Below are 22,713 nucleotides of genomic sequence, written 5' to 3' on the forward strand. Positions count from 1 at the left end.
GCTCAGAGCGGGGCGCATTGCGCCTCGAGCCAGGCGCGCTCCGCACCCTCGAGCTGCGGGCCGACAAGCGCGAGGACACGCGCATGATAGTCGTTCCACCAGGCGATTTCACCTGAGTCGAGGAGGTCGGTGTCGACCAGGCGTCGTTCGATCGGCGCGAAGGTCAGCGTCTCGAAGCCGAGGAAGTCGTTTTCGCTTCCCGCGATCTCGCGCGGAACGACGAGCACGAGGTTCTCGATGCGGATGCCGTAGGCACCCGGCTTGTAGTATCCTGGCTCGTTCGAGAGGATCATGCCCGGCAGGAGTGGCTGGTCGGTGCCCGGCTGGCCACCGCCCGACTTGGCGATGCGCTGAGGGCCTTCGTGGACACCCAGGAAACTGCCCACCCCGTGTCCGGTGCCGTGGGCGTAGTCGAGCCCGGCCTGCCACAGCGCGTGGCGCGCAAGCACGTCGAGCTGGCTGCCGGTGGTGCCCTTCGGGAAGGCCACGCGATCGAGCGCGATGTGACCCTTGAGCACGCGGGTGAAGCGGTCCTTGACCTCGGCGCCGGGGGCCTCGGGGCCGATCCAGACGGTGCGGGTGATGTCCGTGGTCCCGGCGGGGTACTGCCCGCCCGAATCACACAAGTAGACCGAGTTGGGCGCGAGCGTGAGATCGCTCTCCTCGCTCACCGCGTAGTGCGGCAGCGCGGCGTGAGGGCCCGCGCCCGAAATCGTGTTGAACGAGGTGTCGCGAAGGTCCGCGCACATCTGCCGAAAGCCCAGCAACTTGTCCGAGGCCGAGAGCTCGGTGACGGTGCCCTTGGGGCCTTCGAGGGAGAGCCAGTGCAGGAAGCGCGCGATGGCCGCGCCGTCGCGCTCCTGCGCATCGCGCTGGCCCTGCTGCTCGACCGGGTTCTTGATCGCCTTGGGCAGGACGACCGGATCGCGCGCCTCGATGACGTGTGCGCCGGCGTCATGCAGCGCCTGGAAGATGGCGGCAACGGCGTTGTCGGGGTCGAGCGCGACGCGCTTGCCCGAAAGCTGCGCGAGACCTTCGGTGAAGGCCTTGCGCGGGTGGATGGCAACGGCGTTGCCCAGGTGCTGGCGCAGTTCGGGTGTGACCTTCTCCTCGGCAATGAAAAGGTCGGCGGTGCCGTCGGCATGGGCGATCACATAGGACAGCGCGACCGGGGTGTGGACGACGTCGGTGCCGCGAATATTCAGCAGCCAGGCCACCGAATCGAGCGCGGAAATGACGGTGGCGTCGATCTTGCGGGCGCTGAGCCCCTCGGCGATATGGGCGCGCTTGGCCTCGCTCGAGACGCCGGCGAACTCTTCGGCGTGGACGAGCGCGACGGCGGGCGAGGGCGCGGGCTGGTCGGTCCAGACGGCGTCGATCGGGTTGCTCTCGAGTGCGACGAGCGAGGCGCCCTTCTCGGCGAGCGCGACTTCGACCGTGCGCACCCAGTGCGACGTGTGGAGCCAGGCGTCGTAGCCGATCCTGTCGCCTTCGCGGACATGGTCGGCGAGCCATTGCGCGTGGCTGGTCTGGGGGACGCTTTCGTAGGCGTAGTAGCGGGCATCGACCTGCTCGCGCACCTGCACGGTGTAGCGCCCGTCGGTGAACATCGCCGCGGCGGGGTCGCGCGTCGCGTCGGCGAGCACGATGGCCGATCCGGCCGAGCCGCCAAAGCCCGTCAGCCAGGCGAGGCGCTGGGCATAGGCGCCCACGTATTCGCTCATGTGTTCATCGCAGATCGGCACGACGAAGCCGTCGAGGCCCCGGTTCGTCAGTTCCTGGCGCAGCGCTTCGAGGCGCGCTTCATGGGTGTTCATCAGCATTGTTTTTCTGTCCGGCTTGCGGGTTCCATGGTGCACACATAGATGCAGGGCATGGCAGATTCCACCCAAGCACCCGTTTCGCCCCCCGTCGCGGCGAAGAAGCCCCATTCCTTCACGATGCACGGGACGAGAGTTTCGGACGACTATGCCTGGCTGCGCGATCCGGGCTATCCCGAGGTGACCGACATCGAAGTGCTCGCCCACCTCGAGGCGGAGAACCGCTGGTTCGAGGCCCGCATGGCGCCGCACCAGGACCGGATCGACACGCTTTTCACCGAGATGCGCGCGCGCATCAAGGAAGCCGACACCTCCGTCCCGCAGAAGGACGGCGACTACCTGTACTGGATCGAGTTCGAGGAAGGCGCCGAGTACAAGAAGTGGTGGCGCCGTCCCGTCGCCGCTGGTGACGATGCGGGCGCGAACGAGTTGATCCTCGACGAGGTCGCGTTGGCCGAGGGCAAGGAGTACTTCCGTCTCGGTGCGATCTCGGTCAGCACGAGCGGCAAGCTGCTCGCCTTTTCGATCGACGACAACGGCTCGGAGCGCTTCACCGCTTACGTCAAGAACCTGGCGACCGGCGAAATGCTGGCGGACGAGATCCCCGGCACGCTTTCGGCCCTGGTCTGGGTCGCAAACGACACCGGCCTCGTCTACTCGCTCGCCAACGAGCAGTGGCGCACCGACAACGCCCGGCTGCACTGGCTCGGCCAACCCCTGGAAAGCGATATTGAGATCTACCACGAGGACGACGACGGCTTCCGCGTCGGCGCCTCGCTCTCGTCGAACGAGAAGTGGCTGATCATCGGCGCCAGCGACCACGAGACGAGCGAGGCCTGGCTGGTCCCCGCCAACGATCCGCTGGGGGAACAGGTCCTCGTCAAGCCGCGCGAGAAGGGCGTCGAGTACGACGTCGACGAGCGCGAGGGCGTGCTCTACATCCACGCCAACGACACCCATGAGAACTTCCGCCTTGCCACCGCGCCGCTTGCCTCGCCTAGCGAATGGACGACGCTGATCGAAGGCTCGGACGAGTTCTACCTGACCGGGGTCGACCTGTTCCGCGATTTCTACGTGATCGAGGGGCGCGAGCGCGGGCTCGATCGGATCGCGGTCCACTATTACGACGATCCCGCGCGCATCGAACCTATCGATTTTCCCGAGGCGAGCTATTCGGCGGGGCTTTCGAGCAATCCCGAGTGGCACACCGACAAGCTGCGGCTGTCCTACGAATCGATGGTCAAGCCCGCCTCGGTGATGGACTACGACGTCGCCGCGAAGACCCTCGAGACGCTCAAGGTCCAGGAAATTCCTTCGGGCTACGACGAAAGCCTCTACGCGACCGAGCGACTCGAGATCGAGGCACGCGACGGCACGCTGATCCCGGTCTCGGTGGTTTACCGCAGGGACCGCACCGGAGCGGGGCCGCTGCACCTTTACGGTTACGGAGCCTATGGCATCGCGATCGATCCGGGCTTTTCGACCGCGCGCCTCAGCCTCGTCGATCGTGGCTTCGCCTATGCCATCGCGCATATCCGGGGCGGCGACGACATGGGGCGTGCCTGGTACAAGGCGGGCAAGCTCGACCAGCGGACCAACACCTTCAACGACTTCGTCGATTGCGCGAAGGGCCTCGTCGCGCGCGGCTTCACGAGCGCGGGCCAGATCTCGATCTCGGGCGGATCGGCGGGGGGCGAACTGATGGGCGCGGTGATCAACTCTGATCCCGAGCTGTGGGGCGCGGTGGTGGCCCATGTGCCCTTCGTCGACGTGCTCAACACGATGCTCGACGAGGACCTGCCGCTGACCCCCGGTGAATGGCCTGAATGGGGCAACCCGATCACCGACCCCGCTGCCTTCGCGCATATCCTGAGCTACAGCCCGTATGACCGGGTCGAGGCCAAGGCCTATCCCCCGCTGATGGTGACCGCCGGGCTCAACGACCCGCGGGTGACCTATTGGGAACCGGCCAAGTGGGTGGCCAAGCTGCGCGAGGTCAAGACCGACGCCAACGAGCTGATCCTCAAGACCAACATGGGCGCGGGCCACGGCGGCAAGTCGGGCCGTTTCGAAAGCCTGAAGGAGACGGCAGAGGAATTCGCCTTCATCCTCTGGCAGCTCGGCATCGAGGGCTGAGCGCGCGTATGGCAGAGCCCTTCATCCGTACCTTCACGGCGGGGCCCGAGCACATCGACCAGCTCGGCCACGTCAACAACGCAGTGTGGGTGCAGTGGATGGAGGAAATCTCGGTCGCGCACTGGGAGGCGGTCGCGCCGCCTGCGCACCAGGCGGCCTACGTCTGGGTCGTGACCCGCCACGAGATCGACTACCGCGGCAACATCCGCGAAGGCGAGGGCGTCACCGCGCGCACCTGGATTCCCGATCCGCCCAAGGGCGCGACGTTCGATCGCTGCGTCGAATTTCGCAGCGACGCGGGGCGGCCTCTCGTACGTTCGCGCACGACCTGGGCGGTGATCGACCTTGCCAGCGGCCGCCCGATCCGCATTCCCTCCGAGGTCGCCGCACCGTTCTGGAACGGCGCGGATTCCTAGCGGGCCAGCGCGATCGGGGGGCGGGTGTCGGGCCAGGACGCCGGCAGGGGTGCGTTGCTGCGCACGCAGTTGCGACCCGCTTCCTTGGAGGCATAGAGCAGCCGGTCGCACGTGGTATAGACGTTGATGAAGGCGGGCGCGGGCTGGTCGGCCTTCTCGCTTTCGTGGGTATAGATGCCCATGCTCGCCGTGATCAGCCGTGCAAGTCCCGGGTGGTGCTTGGCCACGCGGCTGGGGATTGCCTGGCGGCGTCGCTCGGCGCGGTCGAGGGCGTCGTCACCGCGCAGCAGGAGCAGGAACTCCTCACCGCCCATGCGCACCGCGATCGTGTCCTCGTCCGGGCGCAGCGCCGAGGCGACCGCGCGCAGCACCTCGTCGCCCGCCGCGTGGCCATGCGTGTCGTTGACGGCCTTGAAATGGTCGAGATCGAGCGCGGCCATGGTGTGGAAGCCGGCCGCATAGAGCTCGGGAAACTGCTCTTCGATCGCCCGGCGGTTGAGCAGCCCGGTCAGCGCGTCGTGGCGCGCGAGATTGGACTGGACGCGGACCTGGTCGATGGCGAGGTCGCGCTGGAGGCGAATCGCCATGATGCGATCGGCGGCGCCCAGCGTGGTGACGACGATTTCGAAGACGATCGCGAGGTGCTGCGCGAGCATCAGGCCCATCGGCGCATCGCCGAGGCCCAGGATGGTGGCGTTGCGCGCAAGGCCCAGCAGCATCAGCGGGCTCCAGCCCACGATCTGGAACCAGACCTGGCGGCTCCCGCGCATGGCCGCGGCGATGAGCGTGGTCACGAGCACGGCGATGATCGGCAGGAACGCCATGTAGTAGAGCGGCGCGACCGAGGGTAGCAGCGGTCCATCGGCGAGGACGTAGTAGCCGCTCCAGAACAGGAACCAGGGCGTGATCGCACTGATGGCCATGCGGTGGCCCGGGCGGACGGTTTCGGGTTCGAGCAGGTTCACGAAGAAACGCACGGCGCAGATCACCATGGCCGCCCAGCTCAGCGTGGACAGCAGGTTGATCTGGTAGAGCGACAGCGTGGCGAAGCGGTTGACGAGGCCGCAAGTGACGAGCGTCTGCACCAGCATCGCAAGGACGGCGGCCGCGTGCCACAGGATGAAGCGCTGGCGAAGGATGCGGAAGAAGAGGAAGCTCAGGATCAGGGGCATGAGCATCAGCCCGCAGAGCGCGGCGAGAAGCAATTCGGCATTGCCGACGCGGGCCTCGTCGGGTGGCGGGGCGATCGCGATGTCGGAGAGCAGGCCGGGATGGCGGGCGCCGGTCACCTTGACGACATAGGCCTCGACCGGCGCGGTGAGGCGGGGCAGGCGCATGCGCATCGTCCAGCCGGTCGTGGAGAACGTCAGGTCGGAGGGCGCGATGTCACGCGTTGCGAACCTGCCGTCGCGTGCCACCGCCGTGATCGACAGGCCGTGGTAGCGGGTCAGCCGGGTGGCGAGCATGGCGCCGTCGGCCACCCCGGCGCGTGGCACGGTGATGCGCACGAGGGTGTCGCGGCTTCCGTCGATCGGCCAGTGCGCGCCCGAGCAGTTCCACCGCGAGGCTTGAGGTGCCCAATCCCGCGCGATTTGTGCCGGCGAGATGGCCTCGGGGGCGAGCGCGGTGCACAGCACGGGCTGTGCTGCCCGCGGAGCGGCGACGCTCGCGCCGGCACTCAGTCCCAGCGCAGCCAGCGCAAAGAAGACAAGAAAGGACCGGACCCGCTGGAACATGAACTGTTCCTTGGACCCGGCCCTTCAAGATAAGGTTAATAGGGGGCTATAAGTCTTTTACGATAGAAGCGAAGAGACCGGCACGAAGTCATGACCAAGTTCGTGCGCGACTGCCTCGTAGTTGACTGTTCCGGCGTGGACGTTGAGGCCCTGCGCCAGGTGCGCATCGCGCGCGAGCGCCGCCTTCCAGCCCAGGTCCGCGATGGCGAGCGCGTGGGGCAGGGTCACGTTGTTGAGCGCATACGTGCTCGTGCGCGCGACCGCGCCGGGCATGTTGGCGACGCAGTAGTGGACGATGCCGTCGACCATGTAGGTCGGCTCGGCGTGGGTGGTCGCGTGGCTGGTCTCGAAACAACCGCCCTGGTCGATGGCGACGTCGACGAGCACTGCGCCCTTCTTCATCGTGCCCAGCATCGCGCGGGTGACGAGCTTGGGCGCGGCTGCGCCCGGGATCAGCACCGCGCCGATTACGAGATCGGCCTCGGCAACGCTCTCGGCCAGGTTCGCCGCGCTCGAGAAGCGGGTCTTGGCGCGCGATTCGAAGTGATTGGCAAGACGCTCGAGCACTTCGGGGCTGCGGTCGAGGATGGTCACGTCGGCGCCGAGGCCCGCGGCCATCTGCGCGGCGTTGAAACCGACCACGCCGCCGCCGATGACCGCGACCTTGCCCGGCATCACGCCCGGTACGCCGCCCAGCAGCACACCACGCCCACCATGCTCCTTCTGCAGCGCGGTGGCGCCGGCCTGGACCGACATGCGGCCCGCGACCTGGCTCATCGGCTTCAGCAGCGGCAGCGCGCCGCCCGGTCCGGTCACGGTCTCGTAGGCGATCGCGGTGACGCCCGAGGCGATCAGGTCCCTGGTCTGCTCGGGATCGGGGGCGAGGTGGAGGTAGGTGTAGAGGATCTGGCCTTCGCGCAGCATCGCGCGCTCGCCCACCTGCGGTTCCTTGACCTTCACGATCATGTCGCAGCCGGCGAAGATCTCCTCGGCGGTGGGCACGATCTTCGCGCCAAGCGCGGCGTACTGCTCGTCGCTCGCGCCGATGCCCAGCCCCGCGCCGCTTTCGACCCAGACTTCGTGGCCGTGGCCGACGAGTTCGCTCGCGCTTTCGGGGGTGAGGCCCACCCGGTATTCGTGGTTCTTGATTTCGGTGACGGTGCCGACGCGCATGGTGCAATCTCCCGGGATCGGTTGAGGGTCCGGTTCGCGACCGGTCGCCAGTGAGACTACATCCGGGGCGGCGCAAAGTTTCCCCTCATTTGACCTTGTGATTACCCGTGTTTGGAATATTTTCCGTCATACAGGCAATTTGGTGGGAAAATATTCAATGGATCGCACGGACAGGGCCTTGCTTCGCGCACTTCAGGCCGATTCGTCGCGCTCAATTTCGCAATTGGCCGAGGACGTCCATCTCTCGGCCTCCGCGTGCCATCGCCGCATCCGCCTGCTCGAGGAGCAGGGGCTGATCGCGGGCTATGTCGCACGACTCGACGCGCGCCGGATCGGGCTCCCGGTCGAAGTCTTCGTCGAGATCGCGCTCAGCAGCCAGAGCAGCGAGGCGATGGACCGCTTCGAGCGGGCGGTGGGCGATTTTGACGACATTCTCGAGTGCCACTTGATGAGCGGTGGGGCCGACTACCTGCTGCGCGTGGCGGCGGCGGACCTCGACCACTACGAGGCGATCCACCGCGATTGCCTCTCGCGCCTGCCCGGCGTCACCTCGATGAAGACGAGCTTTTCGCTGCGCCGGGTCAAGCGTTTCGCGGGCTACTCGGTGCCCTGATCGGGGTCGGAGCCGCGCGCGAGGCGCAAGGGCTCGGTGATGATCCGGTCGTGCGCCACGCGCAGGTCGCGCGCTTCGTACTGGAGCGAGAGGCGCTCCTTGTCGCGGGTGCGGTAGACGCCCTCTGCGCGGTCGATGTCGTCGACCGAGAGACCCAGGCCATCGAGGATCGCGCGTGAAAGCGTGACCGCCGAGCCCAGCACTTCGCGCGCCATGAAGCGCACCGGACTGTCCTTGAGCTTGAGCAGCGAGCGCCGGTCATAGACGCGCGCGTAGATCGCGGCCTGGGGAAAGGCGGTCTGCACCGCACGCATGAAGGCCTCGTCGAGCTGCTCGCCATCGATGCAGAAGGCGATGATCTGCGCGTCGGCACAGCCGGCCTGGCGCAGGAGGTCGAGCCTGGTGCCGTTGCCGAAGTAGACCTTGGCCCCGAAGCGCTGGGCGACGTCGATCATCTCGATGTCGGTGTCGATGAGGGTGACGGCGATCTCGGCAGCGTTGAGGATCTGCGCCACGGTCTGGCCGAAGCGGCCATAACCCACGATGATGGCGCTGGCGCCATCGGCGCGCGGGCCCTCGCGTTCCTGCGAGGGGCCTTGCGGGGCCTCGCGAAAGCGGCGCGTGGCCATCATCAGGAACGGGGTGGTGACCATCGAGAGCGTGACGATCGCGCCGAACAGGCTCGCCGCCTCGCTTTCGACGAGCATGGCCTGGCTCGCCTGGGCGAAGAGCACGAAACCGAACTCGCCACCCTGGCTGAGCAGAAAGCCGAGCGCGAGCGCGCTGCGCCATTTCATTCGGAAGGCGAGGCCGAGCGCGAAGATGATCGCGGCCTTGGTGATGATCAGTGCCAGCGCCATCGTCACCACGAAGACGGGATGCTGGGCGATGGCCGAGAGGTCGAGCATCATGCCCACCGCCATGAAGAACAGGCCGAGCAGGAGCGAGCGGAACGGCTCGACGTCGGCCTCGAGTTCGTGGCGGTAGGGCGAATCGGCGAGCATGACGCCCGCGATGAAGGCGCCGAGCGCGGTCGAGAGGCCCAGCGTCTCCATCAGCGCGGCCGAGGCGATCACCGTGAACAGCGCGGCGAAGACGAACATCTCGCGCTCGCCGAGGTTGCCGATGAGGCGGAACAGTGGGCGTATGACGAAGCGGCCCGCGGCGACGAGGCCGACGATCGCGAGGACGGTCATGAAGGCGAGCTGCCAGCCCGGAGGTCCCTCGGGCAGCGCCGGGTTGCGGTTCATCGCCGCGATGATCGTGATCAGCGGAATGATCGAGAGGTCCTGGAACAGCAGGATCGCGAAGGCGCGCTCACCGAAGGGGCTGTTGAGTCGGCCCGCGCTCTGCAGCATGGGCAGGACCTGCGCGGTCGAAGAGAGGCCGAGCGGAAGACCGAGCGCGAGCGCGGCCTGGAGCGTGAAGGGCGTGAAGACGAAGATGATCGCGGAGATGGCGAGCCCGCACAGCGCCACCTGCAGCAGGCCGAGGCCGAAGATCTCGTGGCGCATGCGCCACAGGCGCCGGGGTGCCAGTTCGAGGCCGACCACGAAGAGCAGCAAGGTGATGCCCAGCTCGGCGAAGTCGATCTTGCCTTGCGCGTCTCCGATCAGGCCGAGTGCGTAGGGCCCCAGGATCGCGCCTGCAAGCAGGTAGCCGAGCGTCGCGCCCAGGCCCAGGCGGCGGAACAGGAGAACGAAGACAAGGGCCGTGCCGAGAAGGAAGAAGCCCTCCTGCAGCAGGAATGCCTGACCATGGTTGTCCATGGGGACCTTTCCAGTTTCGTCGGCCGGAGCCGGTCGGTGATGCCGTGGCCGAAGCCGGGATCGCGCAAAGTAGGGCGTCCGCTTGAAATTACCAAGTCACCCCGATGGTTGGTTGCCCGTGAAGGACAAGCTGCGAATTAGAGCGGGCTGCCGTTCTCGTCGCGGTAGATGTCGCGCCGGCCGACGTGATTGGCCGGGCCCACGTAGCCGTCCTGCTCCATGCGCTCGACCCACTTGGCTGCGGTGTTGTAGCCCACGCCCATCTGGCGCTGGAGCCAGGAGACCGAGACCTTCTGGTTCTCGAAGACGAGCTGGCAGACCTGGCGGTACTTGCGCTCTTCGGGCTGGTCCGAAGCGGTGGCGTCGAGGTCGTCGAAGCCGAAGCTGCCTTCCTCGGGCTCCTCGGTGACGGCATCGACGTATTCCGGCTTGCCCTGGGTGCGCCAGTAGTCGGCGACGTGCTCGACTTCCTCGTCCGAAACGAAGGGGCCGTGGACGCGCTTCACCGGGTCGGTGCTCGGCTTGTAGAGCATGTCGCCCTTGCCCAGCAGCTGTTCGGCGCCCTGTTCGCCCAGGATCGTGCGGCTGTCGATGCGGCTGGTGACCGCGAAGGAGATGCGGGTGGGCAGGTTGGCCTTGATGACGCCGGTGATGACGTCGACCGAGGGGCGCTGCGTCGCCATGATGAGGTGGATGCCCGCCGCGCGGCTCTTTTGCGCAAGGCGCTGGATCAGCACTTCGATTTCCTTGCCGACGGTCACCATGAGGTCGGCGAGCTCGTCGACGATGAGCACGATCTGGGGCAGAACCTCGTAGTCGAGCTGGTTTTCCTCGTAGAGCGCCTCGCCGGTCTCGGGATCGAAGCCGGTCTGCACCCGGCGGCCCAGCGGCTCGCCCTTGGCGGCGGCCTTGCGCACCTTGTCGTTGAACCCGGCGAGGTTGCGTACCGAAACCTCGCTCATCATGCGGTAGCGTCGCTCCATCTCCTCGACCGCCCACTTGAGCGCGCGCACCGCCTTGGGCGGCTCGGTGACCACCGGCGAAAGCAAGTGCGGGATGTCGTCGTAGCTCTTGAGTTCGAGGACCTTGGGGTCGACGAGGATCAGGCGGCACTGCGCAGGCGTCAGGCGGTAGAGCAGCGAGAGCAGGATCGCGTTGAGGCCGACCGACTTACCCGAACCCGTTGTACCCGCGACGAGCAGGTGGGGCATTGTGGCCAGGTCGGCGACGATCGGTTCGCCCGCAATGTCCTTGCCCAGAATGATCGGCAGCATGCCCTTGTGGTGGGCGAAGGCCTCGGACGCGACCATTTCCTTGAACGAAACCATCTGGCGTTCGGCGTTGGGCAGCTCGATACCCATGACCGTGCGGCCCGGGATCGAGGAGACGCGCGCCGAGATCGCCGACATGTTGCGCGCGATGTCGTCGGCAAGGCCGATCACGCGGCTGGCCTTGATGCCGGGCGCCGGCTCGAGTTCGTACATCGTGACGACGGGGCCGGTGCGCACCGCCGTGATCTCGCCCTTGACGTTAAAGTCGTCGAGAACGGTTTCGAGAAGGCGTGCGTTGCGTTCGAGGCTGAGCTTGTCGATCTCCTTGTCCGAGCCTGGTGGAGGATCGGCGAGGAGGTCGAGCGAGGGCAGCTTGTAGGCGTCGAACAGGTCGGTCTGGCTGGAACCCGCGCCGATCTGCGCGGGCTTGGCGGCGCGCTGGCTGTCGACGATGGCGGGCGCCTTGCGCGGCTTGTCCGAGAGCGGGGCCGGGCTTCGACGGCCCTCGGCGCGCGCGGAGACGGGGGCGTCGATCTCGAAGGGCAGGTCGTCATCCTCGTCCAAGGCCTCGCCGGCGCGGGCCTTGGCCTTGCTGCGCGGCTTTTCCTTGCCCGCAGCGCCCTTGCCGGTGCGGGCGAGCAGGCCGGGCGAGGGCAGCGCGGTGGGCAGGCGGCCGATCCGGCCCGGCAGCGTGAGCAGGCGCGCCCAGTCGAGCGCGAAGACACGCCCGATCAGTGTCACGCCCACGCCGAGCAGGACCAGCGCCACGGCAAGCTTGATCCAGCCCGCGACCACGGCCGGAGCGAGCCCGGCCAACGCGTTGATGAGGTAGGCGCCGAGCAGGCCGGTGATGCCGCCCATCGAGGCCGGCAGCGTGCCGCCCGGCTCGTTGAACCAGAGCGAGAGCACGGTGGTGACGAGCATCATGGCAACGACGAGCATCGCCACCGGCTTCCACCAGCGCTGGTCGGACGGCTCGGCCTCGGCGTCCTCTTCCTCGACCAGCAACCACAGCTTGCGGGCGAAGACGTAAAGCAGCGGGACGAAAAGCCAGGCGACCGGGCCGAAGTAGAACAGGAACTGGTCGGCCACCCAGGCGCCGACCGGACCCATCCAGTTCTGGACGGTACCTCCGGCCGCGGTCGAGGCGGAGGGGTCGGTCTGGCTGTAGGTGGCGAGCGCGAGGATCAGGAACGCCATTGCGGCGAACAGCACGAGCGCACCGCCCAGTTCGCCCGCGCGGCGGACCGATCGCCGGAACACGGCGCGCCAGTCCGGCTTGGCCGTGCGCTGCCCGGCGCTGAACGCCCGTGATGCCATCGTCAAAATCCCGCGTGTCGATTAAAAAGCTTCAAGGCCTCGATCATGCGCCGGGGAAGGACTCCACGTCAAGAACAGACCGGGAATCAGGCTGTGGGTGGACGGGGCGACTCGCCGGAAAGTCCGTCGATCGCGGCCCATCGCTCGAGCCTGTGCGCCTGCGCGCGCCGGGCGGTCATGCCGCCCAGCGCGATCACCGGGAGCGGGCATTGCGCGGCCATGAGGTGGAAGCGGGCCGGGCCGAGCGTGGCTTGGCCCGGGTGTGAGCGCGTCGCGAAGACGGGGGAAAGCAGCACCGCATCGGCGCGCGCGGCCAGGGCCCGGCGGATCTCGCGCGGGTCATGCGCGCTCGCAAGACGCAGGCAAGCGCCGCCGCGCAGCAAGTCATGCGCCGAGCCATAGGCGCCGTCGGCACCCCAGCGGCGGGCCTGCCTGGGGCATCCGGCAAGAACCAGCCAGTGGCCCTTTGCGCGCGCGACGCGCTTGAGCGCCTCGAAGCGGGCGCGCCGGGCGGGAGGGGGAAGATGGTAATGGCGGTAGATCAGCCCCTGGCCGCGCGGGAGGCGGGCAAGCGCGGCTTCGAGTGCGGCGTCGTTGCGCGCATCGCTCACCAGCCAGAGGCGCGGCAGGGCCGTGCGCGGCTGGGGCCTCGCGGGCGAAATCGATGGGTGGCGGTTGCGCACAGGGACGCTATAGCAGCGCGCCATGAATGAGCCAGTCACTCCCCTCGATCCACTCACTCCTCTGGAGGATGTGCGCGAACGCATCGCGCAGGCCGCCCGCATCGCCCAGCGCGAGCCCTCGGCCATCGAACTCATCGCGATTTCCAAGACCCACGCGGCCGAAGCGATCCGTCCGCTGATCGCCGAGGGCCAGCGCGTCTTCGGTGAGAACCGGGTGCAGGAGGCGCAGGAGAAATGGCCCGCGCTGCGCGAGGAGACGCCCGGCATCGTGCTGCACCTCGTCGGCCAGCTCCAGTCGAACAAGGCCGAGGACGCGGTCGCGCTGTTCGACTGCATCCATTCGCTCGACCGGCCCTCGCTGGTGACGGCGCTTGGCAAGGCGATGGCAAAGCTCGGGCGCAAGGTTCCCTGCTTCGTGCAGGTCAACATCGGGGCGGAAGACCAGAAGGGCGGCTGCCCGATCGCCGAAGTGCCCGCGCTTGTGGCCTCGGCGCGCGCGGCCGGCATTCCGGTCATCGGCCTGATGTGCGTGCCGCCCGCCGAGATCGAGCCTGCGCCGTTCTTTGCCCTGCTCGCCAAGATCGCGGCGGAAAACGGGCTCGAGGAGCTATCGATGGGCATGAGCGGCGATTTCGAGACCGCGATCTTGCTGGGCGCGACCCAGGTGCGCGTGGGCTCGGCGCTGTTCGGCGCACGTGCGCCGAACGCGGGCTGAGCGGCGGGCGCGATGACGCTGGCCCACTGGTGGCTCTTCGCGGTCGCCACCTGCCTGCTCAGCGCGACGCCCGGGCCCAACATGCTCCACGCGCTGACGCGCAGCGTGGAGGTGGGCTTTCGGCGGGCTCTGGCGGCCGCAGCGGGGTGCCTGCTCGCGGTACTGTGCCTGCTGAGCGCGCCTGCGGTGGGCCTCTCGACACTGCTTCACGCGGTCCCGGGGGCCTTCACGCTGTTGCGCTACGCGGGCGGCGCCTATCTCTTGTACCTTGGTTTCAAGGCCTGGCGCGCGCCCGCCAGCACGACGCTGGACGACGTCGCGATGCCGGGCAGGTCTGTGTCGCCGGGGTCGCTGGCTCGGGGCGGTTTCGCGGTCGGCATCAGCAATCCCAAGGCGATTCTCTTCGCCGCGGCCTTCCTGCCCCAGTTCGTTGACCCGATGCTCCCGCAGGCGCCGCAGTTCGCGATCCTGGTGGCGACGTCCTGTGCCTTCGAGGCGATGTGGCTAATGATCTATGCGGCCGGGGGGCGCTCGATCGCGCGGTTCCTCTCCCGCGGGCAGGTCAAGAAGGCCTTCAACCGGTTGACGGGCTCGCTCTTCGCCGCATTCGGTCTGGCGCTGCTCGCCAATCGTTGAGCGGGGGAAGTACGGGAATAGTCCTCGCTTTCGAGCGACTTCGTCCGCTAGTCTCGGGAATGCCCATAGCCGGGGACGCGAAGATGAACGAGCCTGCGCAAACCGATACGGCCGGTCCCGCCCGGGTGCGTCTGTTCGCCTTCGTGCGACCGTTTCACGGTCACGAAGGCCTGCTGGCGGTGCCCGCGCTGGTGGGGCTGGTGCTGGCCGGGATGATCTGGGACGAGCGGGTGCACGCCATGGTCGCGGCGGGCGCAGCGTTCAGCGTCGGGCTCGGCACGGCGCACACGATGGGGCGTTGGCGCTGGGATTCGATGGTGGCGGCGTTGGCGGGGATGATCCTCGCCGGATTCGCCGGAACGCTGATCGGGCTGGTCGGCTGGGCCTATGTCGCCTTTGCATCCGGTTTCGCGGGTCTGACGGCCTGGCTGGCGCTGCGCGACACGCAAGTGTGGTGGACAGTGCTCCAGTTCGAGGTGGGGTTCCTGGTCGCGGGGCATTTCGCGGGCGGTGTCGGCGCCGCGCTGGATCGCGCAGGGCTGATCCTGCTGGGCGGCGCTCTGCAGATCGCGTGCGTGGTCGCGTTCACGCGAATTTTTCCGGCGGTTCGCGAGGCTTATGCCGGGGGATCGGCGGAGCCGGAGACGGATTCCCGCCTGATCGCGGCGCACGTGGCGCGGGCGGTCGTGTGCGTGGGGGCAAGCCTGCTCACCGCGCAGGCGCTTGGCCTTGCCTACGCCTACTGGGCGCCGCTGGCCGCGCTTCTGGTGCTCAAGCCGCGCCTGCACGAGACCCGGGCGCGGGGTGTCCAGCGGCTGGGCGGAACTTTGTGCGGATGTCTTCTCGCCACGCTTTTCGCCATGGCCTGCCATGATGCGCCGCTGGCGCTGGTCGCGGGGATGGCGGTTTCGGCCTGGTGTGCGTTTTCGGCGCAGAAGGCGCATTACGTGCTGCTGACGACGGCAATCACGGTCACCGTGGTGCTGATGGTCTCGCTGGCCGGAACCGACCCGGCGGCCAATGCGGAGCACCGTTTGCTGGCGACGCTGCTGGGCGGTGTGATCGCGCTGGTGGTGGCGGCGCTGGTGCCGCACAAGCTGCCACGCGCGGCGGCGATCCGGATGGACCGGATCGGGCGCCCACCCGCGCCACGCGGCTGAAGCCGGGGCGCGGGCGGACAGCGGGATCAGTTGGGCGTGTCGAGCTCGTTGCCCGAGAGGGTGACGATGTGCAGCAGGTTGGTCGACCCCTTGGTGCCGAAGGGCACGCCGGCGAGCACGACCAGGCGGGTACCCGCCGCGCCGAAGCCGTGGCGCAGCGCCATGCGCTTGCCCTTGGCGATCATTTCCTCGAAGCTGCCGATGTCGCGCGTCATCACCGTGTGCGCGCCCCACAGCAAGGCGCCGCGCCGGGCGGTTTCCTGGCTGGGGGTGAGCACCAGCATCGGCGCGGCCGGACGCTCGCGCGCGACGCGCCTCGCTGTCATGCCTGAACTGGTGAAGACGATGATGCCTTCGATCGGCAGCGTGTCGGCGATCTGCGCGCACGAGCCCGACAGCGCGTCGGCGGTGGTGGCATCGAGCGGCGCCTTGGCGATGTGGATGCGCTCGCGGTAGGTCACGTCGCTTTCGACTTTGACCGCGATGCGGTCCATGATCGTGACCGCCTCGACCGGCCAGTCGCCCGCCGCGGTCTCGGCCGAAAGCATGACCGCATCGGCGCCGTCGTAGACCGCGTTCGCGACGTCGGAAACTTCCGCACGGGTGGGTGAGGGGCTCTTGATCATCGATTCGAGCATCTGCGTGGCGACCACCACGGGCTTGCCCATGGCGCGCGTCTTCTCGATGATGTGCTTCTGGATCGGGGGCACTTCCTCGGGCAGGAGTTCGACGCCGAGGTCCCCGCGCGCAACCATGATGCCGTCGGAGATCTCGATGATCGCATCGAGGCTCTCGACCGCGGCCGGCTTTTCGATCTTGGCCATCAGCGCGCCCTTGCCGCCCATCAGGCGACGCGCCTCGGCGACGTCCTCGGGGCGCTGGACGAAGGACAGGCCGATCCAGTCGGCGTCCTGGGCCATCGCGAAGTCGAGGTCGCGTCGGTCCTTTTCGGTCAGCGCCGGGATCGGCACCAGCGCGTCGGGCACGTTGACGCCCTTGCGGTCGGAGATCGGCCCGCCAACTTCGGCGCTGCACAGGATCTCGTCTTCGCTCGCGCGGATCACGCGCAGCTGCAGCTTGCCGTCGTCGACCAGCAGGCGCTGGCCCTTCTCGAGGATGCCGAACAGCTCGGGGTGGGGCAGGCAGACGCGGTCGTCGTTGCCCGGGTCGGGATTGCGGTCGAGCGTGAAGTGCGCGCCGTGCTTGATGAAGGCTTTGCCTCCCTCGAAGCTGCCTACGCGCAGCTTGGGGCCCTGCAGGTCGCACAGGATCGCGATGGGACGCATCAGGTCCTTTTCGACCGCGCGGATGTTTGCGATCGTCTCGCGGTGCGTCTCATGGTCGCCGTGGCTCATGTTGACGCGGAAGGCATCGGCGCCGCGCTGGATCAGCTTGGCGATGGTTTCCTTGTCACGGCTGGCGGGGCCGAGCGTTGCAAGGATCTTCACCTTGCGCTGGCGCTTGATGCCGCGATGATGCGGAGAACGACGGTAGGGAATGGTTGCCAAGTTCAGTCTGCCTCTTTCGAAACCCGCCGTCCATATGGCAAAGGGATGCGCACAAACCAAGGTCGAAGGTCAGGAATATGGACGTAAAACCCACTATAGACGGACTTGATGATGCAATTGCGGCAGCCGCGTTCCGCAGGCTCGTCAAGCATCTCCAGCACCGCCACGACGCGCAGAACATTGAACTGATGGGGCTTGCGGGGTTCTGTCGCAATTGCCTTGCCGACTGGATTCGGGACGCCGGCTTCGAGGGCGACAAGGATGCGGCGCGCGCGCTGATCCACGGCATGCCCTTCGGCGACTGGAAGGCCGCCTACCAGAGCGAGGCGACCCCCGAGCAGATCGCCCGGATGGAGGAAAGCCTGAAGAAGAACGCCCCGGGCCATTGAACGAGGGCTTCGCGCCGCGCGGGTCTGCCATGGCTTGCTAACGGGGATGGACCGAGCGGTCTTGCCGTCCGGGCAGGACGCCTGTGAGAGATGCGGCCATCCTTGACGCGGCGCGCCAGATCGCGTGGCGAAGGGCCTCGAAGGCGAGGACGAGCAGCGCGGTCTGCGCGAGCAACGAGGCGAACACGAGCAGCGACAAGCGCGGCGCGTAGATCCAGCCTTGCGCGAAATAAGTGCACAGGAACGGGTGCACGAGCCAGATCGGCAGCGAATGGCGCCCCAGCCAGGCGAGCCAGGGGCGATCCGGCGACGATCCCGCGAAATGCACCAGCATCACGAGGAAGAGCGGCGCGGCGAGGATCAGGTACGGCGTGAGCGCCGAGGGCAGGAGAAGCTCCATTGCCGCCGCACCGAGGAGGGCCAGGCCTGCCGCGAATACGGCGACCCGTCGCTGCGCGAGCCACGCCGAAAGGTCGCGATCGACCGCCTCATGGCGCGCGAACGCCAATCCGAAGCTGAAGGGCAATTGCCACACGAGCAGATTGGAGAGCGAGAACAGCGGCGGATTGAGGTGGGCTGCGTCGAGGAGGGCTCCGAGCGCAAAGGCCAGAAGGGCGAGACCAAGGAGAAGGGCGGGACGCCTCGCCAGGTGCAGCGCCAGCGGCAGGAGAAGCACCAGCGCAAGATAGGTCTGCGCGAACCACCACTCATAGACGAGCGGGCGGCCCAGCGTGAGCAGGGCCGGGGCGCGCAGCCGGTGAAGCAGGGCGAGGGCCTGCGGATCCGATGGTACGAGCATGGCACCAACGAGGAGCACGAGCGCGGCGGCAAGCGTGAAATAGTAGGCGTAAGTCGCCAGGAAGCGCCCGGCCCGCTGCCAGGCCTGCCGCCAGATGCTGCGGCTCCGTCCAGAGCAGGCCACCGCGTCGGCTTCGCCGTGCCGGCGGGCAAGGCCATAGCCGGACAGGAACAGGAAGATCGGCACGCAGATCTTGCCGAGCCGGGCCAGTTCGTATTCGAGCGGGAGGCCGGGCACCAATGGCACGTAATGGTTCGGCGCCCGGATCAGCGTGGGCAGCGCGAAGAGGTGATGCGCCAGCATGAGCAGGATCGCGATGCCCTTGAGGGCAAGTGCCGTACGCGGCGCGATCAGCGGCCTCCGATCGCAAGGCGGTGGCGGTTTTGTCTCTCGTTCCACGCGCGATCATCCCGGTTGCATCGGTCCCTCGCAAGCTTGGGCCGAGCCGGGAGGCAGGGCGAGCGAAGTTGGCTCCGTTTTCGCGGTTTGGAGAGGTCGTCCACGCTATCCACAGGATCATCTTTTGCGCAAGAGCGCGACAGCGGCTATCAGCCGGCGCCCGTTCGCCTTGGCGACACCCGATTCTCACCATCCTTTTTTCGGAGCTGACATTCCATGGCCGAAACCGCCGACGACCGCCTTCGCCTGCTGATCGAGCGCATCGAGCGCCTCGAAGAGGAAAAGAAGGGCATCTCGGACGACATTCGCGACGTCTACAACGAAGCCAAGGCGGTCGGTTACGACGTCAAGATCATGCGCCAGATCGTCCGCCTGCGGAAGATGAAGCCCGACGACCGCCGCGAGATGGACATGGTTCTCGAAACCTACCGCAGCGCGCTCGGCCTCGACTGAACCGGAATGGGGCCGTTCGCCGCGGCCCCAGGTCCGGCCCCCTGTCCGGTGTCACAAGCCGGATAGTCCGGGCAGCATTGCGAGCGCCATCGTCGCTGCGTTGGCACTCGCGTGCTGGAGCATGCTTGCCCCCAACCCCAGTCGCTGGCGGGTATAGCCCAGCATGATCCCGGCCCAGAGCTGGGGCAGGACGAGCAGCGCGGTGAGCGCGCTCGCATCGCCGTAATTGAGGACGTGGACCCCGGCGAAGGCGAAAGCCATGATCCAGTAGATCGCGGGGTAGGCCCAGCGGAAGATCGGCGGCGTGCGCCGCTTGCGCAGGAAGATCCAGCCCGCCAGAGCCACCACGAGCAGCGCCCCCAGAATGGCGACCGCCGCCAACGCGGGCAGGCCGCGCGAGATTGCGGCCAGCGCCACCATCGCCGGGATCGCGCAGCCCATGAGCCAGAGCGTGCGCGGGCGGCCGCTCTGCCAGCCCCGGAACAGCATTTCCTCGAGAACCGGCGCGATGACCACCGTGATCGGCAGCAGCCAGTTCTGGGGGATCTTGTCGAAGGCATCGGGTGGCGCCAGCCCGAGCGTCTTCTGGACAAGCGCGGTCACCGGCAGCGTCAGTGCGAGCAGCACGAAGACGTGCACGGCGTAGAGCACCCCCAGCGTCTGCCAGCTTGCCGCGCGGCGCAGGCTCCAGGGGTCGAGCACTGCGGGTGAGATCAGGAAACGCGCGAGGTCGGTGAGGACCTGGCGCGGGCCGGCGAAATGAGGCGCGTTGATGGTGTTCATGGGACTTGCTTTCCAGCCGGGGGGATGGGCCGATATCGTGTTGGTCTGAACGAGCGTGCCTGAACACGCGCGCCTGAACAAACACGAAATGCCAAGGCCTTGCGCTAGGGCCTGGTCCGCCCCACCGATGTCTTGCGCGTTCAGGCACCGACCTGCGCGGCCTCGCGCCGAACGTCGAAGCGGCTGCGTGCGGCGTCCACTTCGTCCATGTTGTCGATCGCCCAGACGTAGAGCGCCTTGAACGGGGGCAGCAGCGAGCGCCCGAGCGCGGTCAATCCATATTCCACCGCCACGGGCGAGGCGGGGATCACGCGCCGCTCGACCAGCCCGTTGCGCTCGAGCCGGCGCAGGCATTGCGTCAGTGACTTCTGGGTGACGCCTTCGAGGTGGCGCTTGATCGTGTTGAAGCGCACCGGCTCGTTCTCGAGCACGGTCAGGACCATCATCGACCACTTGTCGGCGATCTGGTCGAACAGCGCGCGGCTGGGGCAATCGACCGAAAAATGCTGGCAAAGGGGCATCGGCGTTTCCTGGCGGACATTCGGTGGCGGGCAGGTGGTATCCTCTAGGATACCTGGCGAACTGAGGGTGCGTTCTTGAACCCAGGTATCGGATATATACCTGATGCCCCGTCATTCAATGTTCCCCAGACGGAGACTCCCGTTTCATGACCCAATCTGCAACCGACATCCTGTTCCAGCCCTACAAGCGCGGGGCGCTCGAGCTGGCCAACCGCATCGTCATGGCACCGATGACCCGCACGATGGCCCCGGACGGCATCGTCGGTCCCGACCAGGCCGCCTACTACGCGCGCCGTGCCGAGGGCGGCGTGGGCCTGATCCTGTCCGAAGGGACCGTGATCGACCGTCCGGCCTCGCGCAACGAGCCGGGCATTCCCTTCTTCCACGGCGAGGCGGCGCTGGCGGGCTGGAAGGGCGTGATCGACGCGGTCCACGCCGCGGGCGGCCGCATGGGGCCGCAGATCTGGCACACCGGCGCGACGCGCGGGATGAGCGGCTGGGAGCCCGAGGTCGACGTGGAGAGCCCCTCGGGCCTCAACGCGCCGGGCGAACCGCGCGGCAAGGCGATGAGCGAAGAGGATATTGCCGACACCGTTGCGGCCTTCGCCCGGGCAGCGGCGGACGCGAAGCGGCTGGGTTTCGATACGGTCGAGATCCACGGCGCGCACGGCTATCTCATCGACCAGTTCTTCTGGGAAGGCACCAACCGGCGTGAAGACCGCTACGGCGGCGCGACGATCGGAGAGCGTTCGCGCATGGCAGCAGAGGTCGTGGCGGCGGTGCGCGCGGCGATCGGGCCCGATTTCCCGCTCATCATCCGTCTCAGCCAGTGGAAGCAGCAGGACTATACCGCAAGGCTGGCGACGACGCCCGACGAGATGGCGGCCTGGCTCCAGCCGCTGGTCGAGGCGGGGGCGGACGTGCTGCATTGCTCGCAGCGTCGCTTCTGGGAACCCGAATTCCCCGAGATCGACGGGGCCGAGGGCCTCAACTTCGCCGGCTGGGCCAAGAAGCTGACCGGGGCGACCACGATCAGCGTGGGTTCGGTCGGGCTCTCGGGTGAATTCATGGCCGCGTTCGGGGGCGAGACTTCCAAGGCGACCGGGCTCGAGCAGCTCGTCGCGCGCATGGAGCGTGACGAGTTCGACCTGATTGCGGTGGGCCGGGCGTTGATCTCCAACCCCGACTGGGCCGCGCGCGTGCGCGCAGGCGATGCCGAGGGGCTCAAGGGCTTCGATCCGGCGTCGCTGGCCGAACTGGTCTGACGTAGCGCGAGACGCGGGTCGGGGCCGGCCCGCGTCTTACCTGCTGAGGTGGAACGTGTAGCGAAAGGCCGGGTCGGCCCCGTCGACGACGTCCATGGTGATCTCGCCGTGCAGGCCGGCGTAGCGTCCGGTGCCGCCCGAGGCGACGAAGGCGGCATCGCCGGTTTCCAGGAAATAGCCGTGCGCCATCACGCTGCCGTCGGCGAAGATGTCGGAGAAGGTGCATTCCTGGCCCTTGCCGACCGCGGTGCGGATGCAAAAACCGTTCATGCGGCCGATTTCCTTGCCGCCCGGGCCATCGAGCAGCGGGTTGTTGAAGGTGAGCATGTCGCCTGCCGAGGGCCCTTTCGCGCCGAGATCGACCGTGGTCTCGCCGGTTGAGAGTTCGACGACCGAGAAGGTGAGCACCTGGGGTGAGGCCGCGATTGTCTGCGCCGGGACCACTAGGCTGGCGGCCAGGGCAACCTGGATCGCAAATGATTTCAAGTTCATGTCCTGCCTTGGAAAATGTTTGGCCTTGCAAGGTGACTTAGGGCGGCCGGACGCCGCCAAGTCAAGCGCTGGACGCCTTGCAACACGTTCGTCGCGCGCGCAGATTGGCCGCACTATGACCGACCGAAGCGATCTGAAAGCTCCCGTTCTGCGCGGGGCGGGACCACACGATGCCGCGGCCTGCGCGGCGATCTACGCGCCTTTCGTCGCGGATACGATCGTCAGCTTCGAGACCGAGGCACCCGACGCAGCGGAAATGGCCAGTCGGATCGCCGCCAACGCGGCCACGCACGGCTGGCTTGTTGCCGAAGTGGGCGGCGAACTGGCGGGCTATGCCTATGGCGCGCCGCACCGCGCGCGTCAGGCCTATGCTTCCTCGTGCGACGTCACGGTCTACGTCGATCCGCGTTTCGCCCGGCAGGGTATCGGGCGTGCGCTCTACGGTGCCTTGCTGCCGGCGCTGAAAGCGCGCGGTCTGCACGCCGCCTTTGCCGGGATCGCGCTTCCCAATGTAGGAAGTGTCGGCCTACACGAGGCGATGGGGTTCGTTCCGGTGGGCATCTACCGCGAAGTTGGCTGGAAGCTTGGGGCCTGGCGCGACGTGGGCTGGTGGCAGCGGGTGCTGTAGGCGCCGATCCGGCACGGGCTTTCGCCAG

At 67.6% G+C, this 22,713-nt stretch carries 21 protein-coding genes; 10 read left to right on the forward strand and 11 right to left on the reverse strand.

Features of this window, described 5'->3' with window-relative positions:
- Positions 1–2: 2 nt before the first annotated feature.
- Complete coding sequence (locus tag HT136_RS05440; protein ID WP_214198562.1) at positions 3–1,823, reverse strand: aminopeptidase P family protein; 1,821 nt, start codon at positions 1,821–1,823, stop codon at positions 3–5.
- A 42-nt stretch (positions 1,824–1,865) separates the two neighbouring features.
- On the opposite strand from HT136_RS05440, the gene HT136_RS05445 reads away from it, so the two are divergent.
- Entirely contained in the window at positions 1,866–3,956 is a 2,091-nt protein-coding gene (locus HT136_RS05445) for a S9 family peptidase (protein ID WP_214198563.1), read from the forward strand.
- 8 nt (positions 3,957–3,964) lie between these two features.
- Positions 3,965–4,372 (forward strand): acyl-CoA thioesterase, encoded by a 408-nt coding sequence (locus tag HT136_RS05450; RefSeq protein WP_214198564.1) that lies wholly within the window; start codon positions 3,965–3,967, stop codon positions 4,370–4,372.
- On the opposite strand, the gene HT136_RS26185 is transcribed toward HT136_RS05450, so the two are convergent.
- Both HT136_RS26185 and ald read right to left on the reverse strand, forming a co-directional pair.
- Positions 4,369–6,108 (reverse strand): sensor domain-containing diguanylate cyclase, encoded by a 1,740-nt coding sequence (locus HT136_RS26185; protein ID WP_281423370.1) that lies wholly within the window; start codon positions 6,106–6,108, stop codon positions 4,369–4,371. The two genes, HT136_RS05450 and HT136_RS26185, sit on opposite strands and share 4 nt — an antisense overlap.
- A gap of 57 nt (positions 6,109–6,165) precedes the next feature.
- Complete coding sequence (ald, locus tag HT136_RS05460; protein ID WP_214198565.1) at positions 6,166–7,281, reverse strand: alanine dehydrogenase; 1,116 nt, start codon at positions 7,279–7,281, stop codon at positions 6,166–6,168.
- A gap of 157 nt (positions 7,282–7,438) precedes the next feature.
- On the opposite strand from ald, the gene HT136_RS05465 reads away from it, so the two are divergent.
- Positions 7,439–7,894 (forward strand): Lrp/AsnC family transcriptional regulator, encoded by a 456-nt coding sequence (locus HT136_RS05465; protein ID WP_214198566.1) that lies wholly within the window; start codon positions 7,439–7,441, stop codon positions 7,892–7,894.
- On the opposite strand, the gene HT136_RS05470 is transcribed toward HT136_RS05465, so the two are convergent.
- From HT136_RS05470 to HT136_RS05480, 3 genes are all read right to left on the reverse strand, one after another.
- Positions 7,879–9,663 (reverse strand): cation:proton antiporter domain-containing protein, encoded by a 1,785-nt coding sequence (locus tag HT136_RS05470; protein ID WP_214198567.1) that lies wholly within the window; start codon positions 9,661–9,663, stop codon positions 7,879–7,881. The two genes, HT136_RS05465 and HT136_RS05470, sit on opposite strands and share 16 nt — an antisense overlap.
- Before the next feature lie 137 nt (positions 9,664–9,800).
- Positions 9,801–12,254: a DNA translocase FtsK gene (locus tag HT136_RS05475; protein ID WP_214198568.1), complete on the reverse strand. Its 2,454-nt coding sequence runs from the start codon at positions 12,252–12,254 to the stop codon at positions 9,801–9,803.
- 86 nt (positions 12,255–12,340) lie between these two features.
- Entirely contained in the window at positions 12,341–12,961 is a 621-nt protein-coding gene (locus HT136_RS05480) for a thiamine phosphate synthase (protein ID WP_214198569.1), read from the reverse strand.
- On the opposite strand from HT136_RS05480, the gene HT136_RS05485 reads away from it, so the two are divergent.
- The 3 genes from HT136_RS05485 (at position 12,960) to HT136_RS05495 (ending at position 15,448) form a co-directional block, all read left to right on the forward strand.
- Positions 12,960–13,652 (forward strand): YggS family pyridoxal phosphate-dependent enzyme, encoded by a 693-nt coding sequence (locus HT136_RS05485; RefSeq protein ID WP_214198570.1) that lies wholly within the window; start codon positions 12,960–12,962, stop codon positions 13,650–13,652. The genes HT136_RS05480 and HT136_RS05485 overlap by 2 nt on opposite strands.
- A 12-nt stretch (positions 13,653–13,664) precedes the next feature.
- Entirely contained in the window at positions 13,665–14,288 is a 624-nt protein-coding gene (locus HT136_RS05490) for a LysE family translocator (RefSeq protein ID WP_214198571.1), read from the forward strand.
- Between the two features lie 83 nt (positions 14,289–14,371).
- Entirely contained in the window at positions 14,372–15,448 is a 1,077-nt protein-coding gene (locus tag HT136_RS05495) for an FUSC family protein (protein ID WP_214198572.1), read from the forward strand.
- A 26-nt stretch (positions 15,449–15,474) separates the two neighbouring features.
- Here the strand turns inward: HT136_RS05495 and pyk are convergent, their stop codons facing one another.
- A complete protein-coding gene (gene pyk / locus HT136_RS05500; RefSeq protein ID WP_214198573.1) occupies positions 15,475–16,956 on the reverse strand; it encodes a pyruvate kinase in 1,482 nt (493 codons plus the stop codon).
- A 77-nt stretch (positions 16,957–17,033) separates the two neighbouring features.
- Between pyk and HT136_RS05505 the strand changes: the two genes are divergently transcribed.
- Positions 17,034–17,345 carry a DUF1244 domain-containing protein gene (locus tag HT136_RS05505; RefSeq protein WP_214198574.1) on the forward strand — a complete coding sequence of 104 codons (312 nt, stop codon included), beginning with the start codon at positions 17,034–17,036 and terminating at the stop codon, positions 17,343–17,345.
- 37 nt (positions 17,346–17,382) lie between these two features.
- Here the strand turns inward: HT136_RS05505 and HT136_RS05510 are convergent, their stop codons facing one another.
- On the reverse strand, positions 17,383–18,543 hold the full coding sequence (locus HT136_RS05510) for an acyltransferase family protein (RefSeq protein ID WP_214198575.1): 1,161 nt from the start codon (positions 18,541–18,543) through the stop codon (positions 17,383–17,385).
- A gap of 216 nt (positions 18,544–18,759) precedes the next feature.
- Between HT136_RS05510 and HT136_RS05515 the strand changes: the two genes are divergently transcribed.
- Entirely contained in the window at positions 18,760–18,996 is a 237-nt protein-coding gene (locus tag HT136_RS05515) for a DUF2312 domain-containing protein (RefSeq protein WP_039389019.1), read from the forward strand.
- A 51-nt stretch (positions 18,997–19,047) separates the two neighbouring features.
- Here the strand turns inward: HT136_RS05515 and HT136_RS05520 are convergent, their stop codons facing one another.
- Both HT136_RS05520 and HT136_RS05525 read right to left on the reverse strand, forming a co-directional pair.
- Complete coding sequence (locus tag HT136_RS05520; RefSeq protein ID WP_214198576.1) at positions 19,048–19,779, reverse strand: CPBP family glutamic-type intramembrane protease; 732 nt, start codon at positions 19,777–19,779, stop codon at positions 19,048–19,050.
- A gap of 140 nt (positions 19,780–19,919) precedes the next feature.
- Complete coding sequence (locus tag HT136_RS05525; RefSeq protein ID WP_214198577.1) at positions 19,920–20,300, reverse strand: winged helix-turn-helix transcriptional regulator; 381 nt, start codon at positions 20,298–20,300, stop codon at positions 19,920–19,922.
- A 146-nt stretch (positions 20,301–20,446) separates the two neighbouring features.
- On the opposite strand from HT136_RS05525, the gene HT136_RS05530 reads away from it, so the two are divergent.
- On the forward strand, positions 20,447–21,565 hold the full coding sequence (locus HT136_RS05530) for an NADH:flavin oxidoreductase (RefSeq protein ID WP_214198578.1): 1,119 nt from the start codon (positions 20,447–20,449) through the stop codon (positions 21,563–21,565).
- 36 nt (positions 21,566–21,601) lie between these two features.
- Here the strand turns inward: HT136_RS05530 and HT136_RS05535 are convergent, their stop codons facing one another.
- Positions 21,602–22,057, reverse strand: coding sequence for an allene oxide cyclase barrel-like domain-containing protein (locus HT136_RS05535; protein WP_214198579.1), 456 nt, complete (start codon positions 22,055–22,057; stop codon positions 21,602–21,604).
- Between the two features lie 115 nt (positions 22,058–22,172).
- On the opposite strand from HT136_RS05535, the gene HT136_RS05540 reads away from it, so the two are divergent.
- Complete coding sequence (locus HT136_RS05540; RefSeq protein ID WP_214198580.1) at positions 22,173–22,685, forward strand: arsinothricin resistance N-acetyltransferase ArsN1 family B; 513 nt, start codon at positions 22,173–22,175, stop codon at positions 22,683–22,685.
- Positions 22,686–22,713 lie beyond the last annotated feature (28 nt).

The sequence above is a fragment of the Novosphingobium profundi genome (assembly GCF_018491765.1).
Lineage (GTDB): Bacteria > Pseudomonadota > Alphaproteobacteria > Sphingomonadales > Sphingomonadaceae > Novosphingobium > Novosphingobium profundi.

Coding starts and splice junctions, on each gene's coding strand:
- HT136_RS05440 (WP_214198562.1), bottom strand. CDS start 1,823: ATGCTGATGAACACCCATGAAGCGCGCCTCGAAGCGCTGCGCCAGGAA.
- HT136_RS05445 (WP_214198563.1), top strand. CDS start 1,866: ATGCAGGGCATGGCAGATTCCACCCAAGCACCCGTTTCGCCCCCCGTC.
- HT136_RS05450 (WP_214198564.1), top strand. CDS start 3,965: ATGGCAGAGCCCTTCATCCGTACCTTCACGGCGGGGCCCGAGCACATC.
- HT136_RS26185 (WP_281423370.1), bottom strand. CDS start 6,108: ATGTTCCAGCGGGTCCGGTCCTTTCTTGTCTTCTTTGCGCTGGCTGCG.
- ald (WP_214198565.1), bottom strand. CDS start 7,281: ATGCGCGTCGGCACCGTCACCGAAATCAAGAACCACGAATACCGGGTG.
- HT136_RS05465 (WP_214198566.1), top strand. CDS start 7,439: ATGGATCGCACGGACAGGGCCTTGCTTCGCGCACTTCAGGCCGATTCG.
- HT136_RS05470 (WP_214198567.1), bottom strand. CDS start 9,663: ATGGACAACCATGGTCAGGCATTCCTGCTGCAGGAGGGCTTCTTCCTT.
- HT136_RS05475 (WP_214198568.1), bottom strand. CDS start 12,254: ATGGCATCACGGGCGTTCAGCGCCGGGCAGCGCACGGCCAAGCCGGAC.
- HT136_RS05485 (WP_214198570.1), top strand. CDS start 12,960: ATGAATGAGCCAGTCACTCCCCTCGATCCACTCACTCCTCTGGAGGAT.
- HT136_RS05480 (WP_214198569.1), bottom strand. CDS start 12,961: ATGGCGCGCTGCTATAGCGTCCCTGTGCGCAACCGCCACCCATCGATT.
- HT136_RS05490 (WP_214198571.1), top strand. CDS start 13,665: ATGACGCTGGCCCACTGGTGGCTCTTCGCGGTCGCCACCTGCCTGCTC.
- HT136_RS05495 (WP_214198572.1), top strand. CDS start 14,372: ATGAACGAGCCTGCGCAAACCGATACGGCCGGTCCCGCCCGGGTGCGT.
- HT136_RS05505 (WP_214198574.1), top strand. CDS start 17,034: ATGGACGTAAAACCCACTATAGACGGACTTGATGATGCAATTGCGGCA.
- HT136_RS05515 (WP_039389019.1), top strand. CDS start 18,760: ATGGCCGAAACCGCCGACGACCGCCTTCGCCTGCTGATCGAGCGCATC.
- HT136_RS05520 (WP_214198576.1), bottom strand. CDS start 19,779: ATGAACACCATCAACGCGCCTCATTTCGCCGGCCCGCGCCAGGTCCTC.
- HT136_RS05525 (WP_214198577.1), bottom strand. CDS start 20,300: ATGCCCCTTTGCCAGCATTTTTCGGTCGATTGCCCCAGCCGCGCGCTG.
- HT136_RS05530 (WP_214198578.1), top strand. CDS start 20,447: ATGACCCAATCTGCAACCGACATCCTGTTCCAGCCCTACAAGCGCGGG.
- HT136_RS05535 (WP_214198579.1), bottom strand. CDS start 22,057: ATGAACTTGAAATCATTTGCGATCCAGGTTGCCCTGGCCGCCAGCCTA.
- HT136_RS05540 (WP_214198580.1), top strand. CDS start 22,173: ATGACCGACCGAAGCGATCTGAAAGCTCCCGTTCTGCGCGGGGCGGGA.